Raw genomic sequence first — 12,248 nt, 5'->3', positions numbered from 1 at the left:
GACAGTGTTGCACGCAGCGAATTCAACTGCGGAAATGCTCCGGCACAGAGACATTCACGATTTGCGAATCGGTAACGACGCAATTCCGCCCATTGTGTTTGGCCTGATAAAGTGCCGAATCTGCGGCGTTAAACAGTGCGTTCGCATCAGTGTGTGTTCTTAACTCTGCGATCCCTGTTGAAAAGCTTGCGCTAAACCGCTGTTCACCCGCATCGTGTCGTATCTCTGAAAATGCGATGCGTACGCTGTCGAGTACGCCCGTGGCAGCTTCTGAAGAAGTGCCAGGCATGATGACCGCAAATTCTTCGCCGCCGTATCGGCCGATGATGTCGCCACGACGCAAGCGTTGCTGCAGCAGACGTGATAATGCACGAATCACCCGGTCGCCGACCGGATGCCCATACGAATCGTTGACCCGTTTGAAAAAGTCGATGTCGATCATGGCGAGCGTCAACGGCGATCCTTCCCGGCCTGCACGTACGATTTCGCGGTCGAGTTGATCCTTGAGCGCGACATGATTCAGCAAGCCGGTCATGCCGTCGCGTGTAATCAGCGTTCGCAAGGTACGAAAGCGTTGCGCGCGACCGGTCAGGATGCCGATCAAGTCCGCCGCTTGAACAGGTTTTGCAAGAAAGTCATCAGCACCGGACTCGATCGCGTTCAAATGCGCCGTTGAATTCGCTTCGCTGGACATGAAGACGATCGGCACGTCGAGATTGGTATCGTCCTGCCTGATCAGTCTGGTCAGATCGACGCCATCAGACGATGGCCGTTGCACGTCGATCAGGATCAGTTCCGGCCTGGATTTCCTCAGCACTTCCAGTCCGTCCGCGATCTTTCGCGTTGCCGTCACTTCCATGCTGTCACTGACCAGGCTGGACACATATGACTCGGCAGCATCCGAATCATCACTGATCACAAGGATTCGATAGGGGAGAATATCCTGCCGCACGGTGAGCTTGTCCAGGCAGTCGGCCAGCGCAATCGCGTTTAGCGGATTCGAAAAATACCCGCTGGCTCCTGCGCGAGCGGCGGCAAGCCGCGTAACAAAATTGCCGTGAGCGGAAATAAAGAGAACCGCGAATCCCTGCCCGAATTTCTTGTTGAGGCGCGAGACTTCATTCGCTGCGGCGAATATCGTCGCAGGTACGCCAATGTTGATAATGACCGCTGCAGGTGGTTGCACATCCATGGCGTGTTCCAACTGCGTCATGCTCGCCACCACAGCGACTTTATGGCCGGACTGCCCGAGATGAGCAGCCAGATCTCGTGCCACCAGTTCGTTGTCATGAACCAGGTAGACAAGCCGCTTTATGGCTGGCGGAAGAGCGGGAAGAGAAGACGTTGTGAAAGTTTGCATGTTGAACTTTTCAATGAACGTGTGCTCGCGGTCAAGGTGTTTTCCGCCCATTCGAGACTGGGTCTCTCATCGAATGTGCCGTTATAGCTTGCGTTGAATATAAATGTCGGTTTCACCCCAGACAAATTTTCCGCGTATTGTTTTTTCCAGCGCGAACATGGGAAGCTCGGTATAGCGGCTCAGAGAATAGCTGACGGTGACGACCCGCGTTCCCGGTTTCAGGGTGACGAAGCGTTCAACCAGATTGACAATCGCCGTATCGCTGAGGGCCGTGCCGTACAGATAAATGACGGTGGCATCACTGTAGTCGGCATCCATCAAATTGCTGAGGATGAATTCGACGTTATCGATATCCAGCGCTTTCTGGATCAGCCGTGCATTAATCACGAACATCGGATTGATTTCAATACCGACGGCGCGGCAGCCAAACATCGTGTTAAACCAGAACACGCTGCGTCCACGTCCGCAGCCAAGGTCATAGACGACATCCTTGTCGTCAAGGTCGACTGCCTCGGCAATTTTTTCCAGGGTCGTGAAGAAACTCTCGCCGTACATCTTTTGTACCTGATCGTCAGGGTAGTCTCTCAGGAAGTGTTCGCAAATCGCGTGTGGGTCGCGTGTCAGATAAGCCCACAGGCAAAGCAGATCGGCCCGGCGAAAACGCGGATTTGGGTAATAGCGGCGGATGGTGGTTGCGTATTCCTTAAACCCGTTGAGAACATGAACGGGATAGGCGGCCAACGCAAGCAGCGGAGAGAGAACATTGGTCTTCATACATTGAGCCGTCTTGGAAAGGTGGACAGAATTAATGGATAAGTGGCGTGTCCAGTCTTTGAGTTCCAATGAGAAACTGCGTCGGCCGAGTAGATCAATGCGCTCCCGACCGAGCGTTCGCGAGGCAAGGATGACGGCATGGGACGCGGCATGGCATGAAGCGGATAAATGCCATGCGCCCCTATTCACCGTCGGCGAGGTGAGGAAATGGTGGCAGGGTCTGGTTGGGCGTGACAAGCTGCGTCGCGTCGTGCGGGCCCCCGCCTTTTAGCTGCTTATTCGCTGCGGACGCGATGATGACGCAAGACGCAACACCAAGCTCGTGAGGGTGGATTGTTGAGGCAGTCCACAGCTTGATTCAATCAGTTTTACGCATTGCCCGTGCGGCGGGAAAACGGAGGGATACGTATTACGCCATGCACCAGTCTTCCCGCTGCCTCCTTGCGTGATGCGGCGCTCTATCGAAACGTGCTTTTAATGAGAAGGGTGGGAAATATTTTCCGAATCCGAATCGGAATCCCAATCTGAACCCGAGGAAAAATCGTCCTCTGAATCCGATTGCAAGTCATGAAAAAGCTTGCCGATGTCTTCGTCTGATACGGCTACACCATTTTCCGCGAGTCTTGTCTGAAACAAAGCATGGAGAGCAGTCCCGGTACCACTGTTCGCGTTGGAAGCGCCTTTGGATTTCGACGGGAAAACGTATGTTGAGGGTATCGGGTCCTTCGTTCTGAAACACACATTTTCCATCTCGTCCGCGTCAAGTTGATCGGGGTCCGGCTCAAGCGAGACGCTATTCTCATCAATGCCTACTCGTACCAATGCAGGATCGCTTGAGTCAGTGCGCCTGGCATACGCTTTTGCCTCGTCTTTGTCAGACGTAACAAAATGATAGGAGCGGGCATTGGAAATGAATTCGTCAATTTCTTCTTGCGGGGCCTGGCGAAGCATTGCGGCACCTCTTTTACTTGCTACAAGACCTGCAGTAGGACCGCTCGTTTGCCTGCTTAGGTCAAATCCATATTCCTGGATACTCGTCTTGGAAGTGGTGCATGTGCCGTGGTAGAAAACCAAGTTGCTGAACACCATACCAATGACTTGCCGATCATTGGGAGAAAACTTATTAAACGTCGGTGATTGTGCCAGAACGGCGTCGATCAAGGCTTGGTCTATCGGTTGCAGATCGCGTTCTGTTACCGCTTGATTGTCGGGATTCGGCGGTTCGGCTATCGATCCGGAATGCGAAGACTGAGGCGGCGTGACCGAGGTGCTCTGCAAGTCCGGAGCGGCGGCATTGACAACAGGCGACGCAGCATCGGACACCCTTGCTGCTGCGGCGGCGGTCTGGCGATACAAGTGCAGACGAAGGGAGGAATTAGGCTGCATGTAAATAGATCTCGTGCCGTTGCGTGAGCGAGCTTCTTGAGACGAAGAGGTTTCTGATCTTTCAGTATCGTCCTTTGAAGGCAAACAGCACTGGAAAAGAGACGCCGCCGTATCTCGTATCGAATTCATTTCAGAACTACCCCTTTGTGTTGTCGATTTTGATGTCTAGCCTGGTTTTGGATGAGTGTCGGAAAAGAAGAGGTAGTTCCAGGCGTGTGCCATTTGAGGCCATGCGGTGGGATAAGCCGATGCTCGTTCGCACAAGCGTACGTGGATTATTTGGATCTGGCAGGTCTTGCCAGCGGTGGATTTGCGCGTCTTGAAGTCACGTCGTCGACAACAGGATTCCGACGTTCCAAGGGAAGAGCTGCAACTGAAGCGGGGCATCACGCAACTGAATCGTTCCGGCATATGAGGATGCCAGTTGATATGAGGATGCCAGTTGGTGTGAGTCAGGTCATTTCGATTGGCGGACTGTTTCCAGGCATCTGTTCCTCGGAAACTGTGAGATAGCCATGGGGGTTCAGACCGGATGCGATGCAAGGCCCCCGGCCTTGACGTAGTGCAGGCACTGATTCGGGTAGGTGACGAGGCAGCGCGCTTGCGTTGGCTGTCGATATCCGCAGTTTCTGGTGAGCAGGTATCTGGAATTGACCAGCACCCCGGCATGCCCTATCCGCCGGTGGCCACCGGCCGCGACGGATTGGAGCACCATTCGCTCCAGGAACCGGGATACAAGGCCGCACCGGACATGCCGGCGATCTCGGTTGCCAGCAAGTTGTGGCAGGCGGTTACGCCGGAGCCGCACTGCATGATGGCGTCCTCGGGTTTGGCGATGAGTGCGCTGAATTCCATGCGTAGCTGGTCAGGCGCCTTGAAGCGTCCATCCGCTTGCAGATTGTCCTTGAAGAAGCGATTCTTCGCGCCGGGAATATGTCCGCCGACCGGATCGAGTGTTTCATTCTCACCCCGGAAGCGGTCCGGTGCGCGCGCGTCGATCACGACCCTTGCCGGATTCGACAGATTGGCGATGATCTCGTCCGCGCTCACGGTTGTCATGCGTGAGGGATGCGGCTCCACGTTCCCGCGTGGCCGCGTCACCGGTTCGGTCGAGAGCGGCAAGTCGAGTGATTGCCAAGCTGGTAGCCCTCCGTCCAGCACGGCGGCGGCGCTGTGCCCTACCCAGTGCAGCATCCACCACAGTCGCGCGGCAAACATTCCGCCCTGCGCATCGTAAGCAACCACTTGCGTGCCGTGGTTGACGCCCCAGCGGCGCAGTGTCTCCACGAAGGCATTGCGTTCCGGGAGAGGATGCCGTCCACGGAACTCGCCGTTTGGTCCCGGGCTCTTTTCCGACAGGTCGCTTTCTACGTCGGCAAATTGTGCACATGGAATGTGTCCGCCGGCGTAGGCCGCGCGGCCCGCATCCAGTTTGGCAAGGTCATGGCGACAATCGAGGATGACCCAGTTTGCATCCTTGTTATGCCGGGCGAGGTCGGCAGCGGAAATCAGTGTGGTGTATTGCATCTAGACCTCTGTAGCGATCGGATCATTGGCCTCGGCGATGGAAGGTGTCTCCGTTCTGGCGCCGATATTGCGGGTATTGTAATAGGTTGCGGCGATTCCACTGGCCAGAATGACCGTGATCCCGAGCCAGCCAAGCCAGCTCAACACGTCGCCCCAGATCAGGATACCCCAGATGCTGGAGAAGACGATACCGCTGTATTGCAGGTTGGCCGTCACCAGCGTCCTGCCAAGACGGTAGGCGCGCGTCATCGCAACCTGCGCAAGCGTTGCGGTCACGCCGATCGCCAGGAGCAGGGCGAATCCTTTCGCCGTATGTCCATGCAGCCAGGTCATGGTTCCCTTGCCGGCGATGGTGCCGACGATGCCGGCGATCAGGCCGGTCAGTGAAAAATAGAATACGACGCGATACTCCGGCTCGCCCATCTGGCCGAGTTTTTTTACTTGCAGGTAGGCGAGCGCAGAGAGCACCCCGGATACGAGCCCGACCAGAGCAGCGAACCATTGGTCCGCATGGAACGCCGGTCGCAGTAGCAGTGTGACGCCGATGAAACTGCATATGATCGCCGTCGCCAGCCCCCACTCGAACCTGCTCTGCCTTTGCCACCAGCCGACGGAAAACAGGATCGCAGCGATCCAGATCGGCGCCATGTAGTTGAGCGTCATGCCAGTGGCGATCGGCAGCTTGCCGATGGAGTAGAACCACAACGAGAGGGCCGTGACGCCGACGATGCCGCGCGAAAGGTGCTCTTTTGGCAAGGATGTGCGCAAGGTGCCGCCGCGTACCAGTGTCAATCCCGCCATGAAGAGGACGCCGACGATGCCGCGCCAGGTGACAATCTCGGCCACGGAGTAGGTGCTTGAGGCCAGCTTGACGCACACGCCCATGATGGAGAAAGCGAAACTTGCGAAAAGCATCCAGAGCGATTGCATGGGAATCAACGGAGAGTAGCGCGACGGCGGTGCAGAAGTTGAAAATGATACGCGCATTCGGCATTGCCGGCAGCGCGCATTGCGGCGAAAGGGAGGTCGAAAGCAGGCTGCGAGCAGATAGCGTGCAAGCAGCGTACAGGCGGACCTAGCCCGCCTGTACCTCCATGATTAGACAGCGATACGCTTGCGGTACCACTCATGGAAGTGCTGCATGCCATCTTCCATCGGCGACTGGTAGGGGCCGACCTCGCTGACGCCGCGTTCCAGCAGGATCTTGCGGCCGGCGTCCATGCGCAGGCCGATCTCGTCGTCCTCGATGCACGTTTCCATGTAGGCGTCACGCTCGGCTTCGACGAATTCGCGCTCGAACAGCACGATTTCTTCGGGATAGTAGAACTCGACCACGTTGCGGGTTTTCTGCGTGCCGTTCGGCCATACGGTCGACACCGCCAGCACATGCGGATACCACTCGACCATGATGTTCGGATAGATCGTCAGCCAGATCGCGCCATGCGGCGGCAATTCGCCATTGCGGAACTGCAGTACCTGCTCCTGCCACTTGCGGTATTTGGGCGTGCCGAAGCGCGACAGCGCGTGGTTCACGCCGACGGTCTGCACGCTGTAGTTCTCGCCGAATTCCCAGCGCAGGTCGGAGCAGGTCACGAAGCTGCCGAGGCCCGGGTGGAAAGGCTCTACGTGGTAGTCCTCCAGGTAGACCTCGATGAAGGTCTTCCAGTTGTAATCGCAGTCGTGCACTTCGATGTGGTCCAGCATGTAGCCGCTGAAATCGAGATCCTTGGTCACGCCGAGGCCCGCCATGATTTTCGCGATGTCCACGCCGTTCTGCTCGAACAGCAGGCCGTTCCAGCTCTGCAGCGGCGTCTTCGACAAGTTCATGCAGGGCGTTTGCTCGAAATGCGGCGCGCCGATCAACTCACCCTTGAGGTCATAGGTCCAGCGATGCAGCGGGCAGACGATGGTGCTGGCATTGCCGCGGCCGTCGAACATCTTTGCCTGGCGATGGCGGCAGACGTTGGAAAGCAGTTCGATGCCCTGCGGGCTGCGCACCAGCATGCGCCCTTCGTTTTCCCACGCCAGCGTGGCGTAGTCGCCGGGATTCGGCACCATCAGTTCATGGCCGACGTAACGCGGGCCCTTTTGAAAAAGTTGCTGGACTTCCTGCTGTAACAGCGCTTCGTTGAAATAGACGTTGACCGGAAGTTGCGCGTCGGAGCGCGCGAGCTTGGCGACATGTGCCAGATCGGACATCCCCACCCCCAAATTAATTTGCACCAACCTAAGAGAGAAAGAATCCGCAAAGACCAGTATTCAAAGATGAAACGGAAATTTTGGACAGAACCCGCGATTATACCGCAGGGCGGGATGCACGCCTTCCCGGTCCCGACTTACGAAGCAAGAAGCGACCCAATAATATTGCAGCGCCTCGCATTGCGAGATTCGCAATAGTGCTATTGAGTGGCCATGGCGCAAGCGCGTAACTCCATGGTGTTGCCTGATTTTTAACTTGCCTTGATTTTTCGCAATGCCGGGGTGATTTGGCCGGGCAGCACAAGGCATTGTCGCTTGCCGCTTCTCAACTGCAGGAGGTGGTTTGTTCTAAAATATCGGGCTACACTTCACATTTGCCCACTATGTCCAAGAAAACAACACCCGCGGGAGAGCCGGCATCGTTCGAAGATGCGATGGCGGAGCTGGAACGGCTTGTCGCCCAGATGGAGGCGGGTGAATTGCCGCTTGAGGCTTCGGTGGCCGCCTACAAGCGCGGATCCGAGCTGGTCAAGTTCTGCGCGGCGCAGCTGGAAAAGGTCGACAGCCAGGTCAAGGTGCTCGAAGGCGACATGCTCAAGCCATTCTCGGCCGGCACCGAACCCGAGGCGGAAGAATGACGGAATTGCAATCATTCGTCGACTGGATGAAGGGCGTCCAGTCGACGATGGAACACGGGCTCGCTTCCTTCCTGCCATCGCCCGCGGAGACACCGGCGCGCCTGCATGAAGCAATGCGCTATGCGGTGCTGGACGGCGGCAAGCGCGTGCGGCCCTTGCTGGTGTTTGCGGCCGGCGATCTGTTCGATGCCGGCGCCGATATCCTGGCGCGCGCCGCGGCGGCAGTGGAAATGATCCATGCCTATTCGCTGGTGCATGACGATATGCCCTGCATGGACAACGATGCACTGCGACGTGGCAAGCCGACGGTGCATGTGAAATACGACGAAGCGACGGCCTTGCTGGTGGGTGACGCATTGCAGTCGCAAGCCTTCCTGGTGCTGTCCGAGGGCGGGCGCAACGACGATGCATCGCGTACCGTCGCCATGCTGCGCCTGCTGGCGCATGCCTCCGGATCGGTCGGCATGTGCGGTGGGCAGGCGATCGACCTGGAAAGCGTCGGCCTCAATTTGTCGCTGCGCGAGCTGGAACAGATGCACCGCCTGAAGACCGGCGCTCTGCTGCGGGCCTCCGTGCTGCTCGGCGCGCTGGCCGGCAAGGCGCTGGACAAGCAGGAAACTGCGGCCCTGGATGCATATGCGAGCGCAGTCGGCCTGGCCTTCCAGGTGGTCGACGATGTGCTCGACGCAACGGCCGATTCGGCAACGCTCGGCAAGACGGCCGGCAAGGATGCGGCGGACAACAAGCCGACCTATGTCTCCATCCTCGGACTGGAGCAGTCGAAGGAACTGGCGGAAACATTACGGACCGACGCGCATAAGGCGCTCATGCCGTTTGGAGAAAAAGCACGACGCCTGCGCGAAATCGCGGACCTGATCGTGCAACGGAAAGCATAGTATGACTTTGTTGAAGATGATCGACACCCCGGCCGACTTGCGCAAGCTGCCACGCACGCAGCTGAAGCCGCTGGCGGACGAACTCCGTGCATTCCTGCTGGATTCCGTATCCAAGACCGGCGGGCACCTGTCCTCCAACCTCGGCACGGTCGAACTCACGATTGCGCTGCATTACGTGTTCAACACGCCGGAAGACCGCATCGTGTGGGACGTCGGTCACCAGACCTATCCGCACAAGATCCTCACCGGCCGCCGCGACCAGATGCCCACGCTGCGCCAGCTGAACGGCATCTCCGGCTTCCCGCGCCGCAGTGAAAGCGAATACGACACCTTCGGCACGGCCCACTCGTCGACCTCGATTTCTGCCGCGCTCGGCATGGCGCTGGCCGCGAAGACCAAGGGCGAGAGCCGTCACTCCATCGCGGTGATCGGTGACGGCGCCATGACCGCCGGCATGGCCTTCGAGGCATTGAACAATGCAGGCGTCTACAACGACATCAACCTGCTGGTGATCCTGAACGACAACGACATGTCGATCTCGCCGCCGGTCGGCGCGCTCAACCGCTATCTCGCGCGCCTCATGTCGGGCAAGTTTTACGCCGCCGCCAAGAACGTCGGCAAGTCGGTGTTGCCCGGCCCGATGCTGGAACTCGCGAAGCGCCTCGAGGAACATGCGAAGGGGATGGTAGTGCCCGCGACCATGTTCGAGGAATTCGGCTTCAACTACATCGGCCCGATCGACGGCCACGATCTCGAATCGCTGATCCCGACACTGCAGAACCTGAAGAACCTGAGAGGCCCGCAGTTTCTGCATGTCGTCACGAAGAAGGGGCAGGGCTACAAGCTGGCGGAGGCCGACCCGGTGCTGTACCACGGTCCGGGCAAATTCAATCCGGCCGAAGGCATCAAGCCCTCACCTAGTAGCAAGGTGACCTACACGCAGGTCTTCGGCGACTGGCTGTGCGACATGGCCGAGCATGACACGCGCCTGGTCGGCATCACGCCAGCCATGCGCGAGGGTTCCGGCCTGGTGGAATTCGAGCGCCGCTTCCCCGGCCGTTACTACGATGTCGGTATCGCCGAACAGCACGCCGTCACCTTTGCCGCCGGCCTTGCCTGCGAAGGGCTCAAGCCGGTGGTTGCCATCTACTCTACCTTCCTGCAGCGCGCGTATGACCAGTTGATCCACGACGTCGCGCTGCAGAATCTCGATGTCACTTTTGCACTCGACCGCTCCGGCCTGGTCGGTGCCGACGGCGCCACGCATGCAGGCAATTATGACATCGCCTACCTGCGCTGCATTCCGAACATGGTCGTCATGGCAGCCTCCGACGAGAACGAATGCCGGCAGATGCTGTCCACCGCCTTCCACTATCATGGCCCCGCTTCGGTGCGCTATCCGCGTGGCGCGGGCACCGGCACCAAAGTGGAAAAGGATCTGGCAACCATCCCGCTTGGCAAGGGCGAGATCCGGCGCGAAGGCAAGGGCGTTGCCATCCTGGCATTCGGCACCATGGTGGCGCCGAGCCTGAAGGCAGGCGAGGAACTGAATGCCACCGTCGCCAACATGCGCTTCGTCAAGCCGCTGGACCTGGACCTCGTCAAGCAGCTTGCCCAGACGCATGATGCGCTGGTCACGGTCGAGGAAGGCGCGATCATGGGCGGCGCCGGTTCTGCGGTCGCGGAAGCGCTGGCCGAAGCCGGTATTGTCAAACCGGTCTTGCATTTGGGCCTGCCGGACAAATTTATTGACCATGGCGACCAGGCGCAACTGCTTGCGCTGTGCGGACTGGATGCAACAGGCATCGCCGCGGCTATCCGGAAGCGCTTCGACAAGGGCGAACCGCGCCTCGTCGTCAACAACTGAACTCCCTCCATCTCGCGGCCGGCGCTTGCGCCGGCCGCTGCAATTGAAAGCAAGGCAATGAATACCCGCGATCTCACCCTCCACGCCATTCCCGATGTGCAAAGCACGGTCGACACGCGCCGCCTGTCGATCCAGCGCGTCGGCGTGAAGGGCGTGCGTTATCCGGTCATGATCAAGACGGCCAATGGCGTGCAGCCGACGGTGGGCACCTGGAACCTGTATGTGCACCTGCCGGAGCAGCAGAAGGGCACGCACATGTCGCGCTTCATCGCGCTGCTGGAAGATAATTGCGCGCCGCTCGACGGTGCGAAATTCACCAGCCTGCTGCAGCAGATGACGCGCCTGCTGGAAGCCGATGCCGGCCGCATTGAAGTGTCGTTCCCGTACTTCATCAACAAGATCGCGCCGGTGTCCGGCGTCGAAAGCCTGATGGATTACGAGGTCGGATTCACGGGCGAGATTCGCAATGGAGTGACTGAAATTTCATTGAAGGTGCTGGTGCCGGTCACCAGTCTGTGTCCCTGCTCGAAGAAGATTTCCGAGTACGGCGCGCACAACCAGCGTTCGCACATCACGGTCATGGCAGTGCTGGACGGCGAGCTTGCCGTGGACGAACTGATCGCGAAGATCGAGCAGCAGGCTTCCTGCGAACTGTACGGCCTGCTGAAGCGTCCGGATGAGAAGTACGTGACGGAGCGCGCTTACGACAACCCGAAGTTCGTCGAGGACCTGGTGCGCGACGTCGCCGGCATGCTCAACGCCGATCCGCGCATCCTCGCCTATACGCTCGAAGCCGAGAATTTCGAATCGATCCACAACCACTCGGCATATGCGCTGATCGAAAACGACAAGCGGGTGAAGTAAGCCCGCGGCGAGAAAAGCATAATGAATGTCCACGGAAAACACGAAAGGCACGGAAAACAATAATATTTTCTTTTCCGCGCCTTCCGTGTCTTCCGTGGACAAGAATTTTTCCGCCCTGGATAGCTAGTCAAACGTCGCGCTTGCGATCCTTTTCCCACAGTACATCGCTGCCGCCGGCGAAGCGGTTCAGCACGCGCGACAGCACGAACAGCAGGTCCGACAGGCGGTTCATGTAATGCCGCGGGTTGTCGTTGATCTTTTCGCTGCTGCCCAGCGTGACGATCGAGCGCTCGGCGCGGCGGCAGACCGTCCTGCACACGTGCGCCAGCGCTGCGGCACGTGAACCGCCTGGCAGAATGAATTCCGCCAGGCGTGGCAGGTCGGCATTGTACTTTTCCAGCAGGGTATCAAGGCGCGCCACATGCGAATCGGCAATCAGCGCGTATCCGGGAATGCACAGCTCGCCGCCGAGGTCGAACAGATCGTGCTGGATGGAAATCAGTTCCTCGCGCAGCGCGGGCGGCAGCTCTTCGCACAGCAGCAGGCCGATCTGCGAATTCAGTTCGTCCACGTCGCCGATCGCCTGGATGCGCTGGCTGTCCTTGCCGACACGGCTGCCGTCGCCCAGGCCGGTCGTGCCGTTGTCGCCGGTGCGCGTGGCGATTTTGGAAAGTCGGTTGCCCATGGTTGCTTGTTGATGAAAGGTGAAGATCAGAGGATAAGGCAAAACCGTCTGG

Annotated in this window: 11 protein-coding genes; 4 read left to right on the top strand and 7 right to left on the bottom strand. The window is 58.6% G+C overall.

Going from position 1 to position 12,248, the window contains the following annotated elements; translation table 11 throughout:
• Positions 1-22 precede the first annotated feature (22 nt).
• From VJ698_RS04905 to VJ698_RS04880, 6 genes are all read right to left on the bottom strand, one after another.
• A complete protein-coding gene (locus tag VJ698_RS04905) occupies positions 23-1,411 on the bottom strand; it encodes a diguanylate cyclase (RefSeq protein WP_324101588.1) in 1,389 nt (462 codons plus the stop codon).
• 30 nt (positions 1,412-1,441) lie between these two features.
• The gene (locus VJ698_RS04900) at positions 1,442-2,134 is read right to left on the bottom strand and encodes a class I SAM-dependent methyltransferase (RefSeq protein WP_324101587.1); all 693 of its coding nucleotides are present in this window, start codon (positions 2,132-2,134) and stop codon (positions 1,442-1,444) included.
• 474 nt (positions 2,135-2,608) lie between these two features.
• On the bottom strand, positions 2,609-3,520 hold the full coding sequence (locus VJ698_RS04895; protein WP_324101586.1) for a hypothetical protein: 912 nt from the start codon (positions 3,518-3,520) through the stop codon (positions 2,609-2,611).
• A gap of 672 nt (positions 3,521-4,192) precedes the next feature.
• Entirely contained in the window at positions 4,193-5,047 is an 855-nt protein-coding gene (locus VJ698_RS04890; protein WP_324101585.1) for a sulfurtransferase, read from the bottom strand.
• Positions 5,048-5,977 carry a DMT family transporter gene (locus VJ698_RS04885; RefSeq protein WP_324101584.1) on the bottom strand — a complete coding sequence of 310 codons (930 nt, stop codon included), beginning with the start codon at positions 5,975-5,977 and terminating at the stop codon, positions 5,048-5,050. It abuts the gene before it with no gap.
• A 168-nt stretch (positions 5,978-6,145) separates the two neighbouring features.
• Positions 6,146-7,246 (bottom strand): aromatic ring-hydroxylating dioxygenase subunit alpha, encoded by a 1,101-nt coding sequence (locus VJ698_RS04880; RefSeq protein ID WP_324101583.1) that lies wholly within the window; start codon positions 7,244-7,246, stop codon positions 6,146-6,148.
• Between the two features lie 383 nt (positions 7,247-7,629).
• Here VJ698_RS04880 and VJ698_RS04875 point away from each other — a divergent pair, with 383 nt between their 5' ends.
• The 4 genes from VJ698_RS04875 to folE2 are packed head-to-tail and all read left to right on the top strand — an operon-like array spanning position 7,630 to position 11,511.
• Entirely contained in the window at positions 7,630-7,884 is a 255-nt protein-coding gene (locus tag VJ698_RS04875; protein ID WP_324101581.1) for an exodeoxyribonuclease VII small subunit, read from the top strand.
• Positions 7,881-8,780, top strand: a complete 900-nt coding sequence (locus VJ698_RS04870) for a farnesyl diphosphate synthase (protein WP_324101579.1) — start codon at positions 7,881-7,883, stop codon at positions 8,778-8,780. The genes VJ698_RS04875 and VJ698_RS04870 overlap by 4 nt, the downstream gene beginning before the upstream one ends.
• 1 nt (position 8,781) lies before the next feature.
• Entirely contained in the window at positions 8,782-10,647 is a 1,866-nt protein-coding gene (dxs, locus tag VJ698_RS04865) for a 1-deoxy-D-xylulose-5-phosphate synthase (protein WP_324101578.1), read from the top strand.
• 57 nt (positions 10,648-10,704) lie between these two features.
• Complete coding sequence (gene folE2, locus VJ698_RS04860) at positions 10,705-11,511, top strand: GTP cyclohydrolase FolE2 (RefSeq protein WP_324101577.1); 807 nt, start codon at positions 10,705-10,707, stop codon at positions 11,509-11,511.
• Positions 11,512-11,638: 127 nt separating this feature from the next.
• Here the strand turns inward: folE2 and VJ698_RS04855 are convergent, their stop codons facing one another.
• A complete protein-coding gene (locus VJ698_RS04855; RefSeq protein WP_324101576.1) occupies positions 11,639-12,196 on the bottom strand; it encodes a cob(I)yrinic acid a,c-diamide adenosyltransferase in 558 nt (185 codons plus the stop codon).
• Positions 12,197-12,248: the final 52 nt, after the last annotated feature.

It is taken from the genome of Noviherbaspirillum sp. (genome assembly GCF_035254685.1).
In the GTDB taxonomy this organism is placed as follows: domain Bacteria; phylum Pseudomonadota; class Gammaproteobacteria; order Burkholderiales; family Burkholderiaceae_D; genus Noviherbaspirillum.
This window is presented reverse-complemented; position numbering and strand designations above follow the sequence as displayed.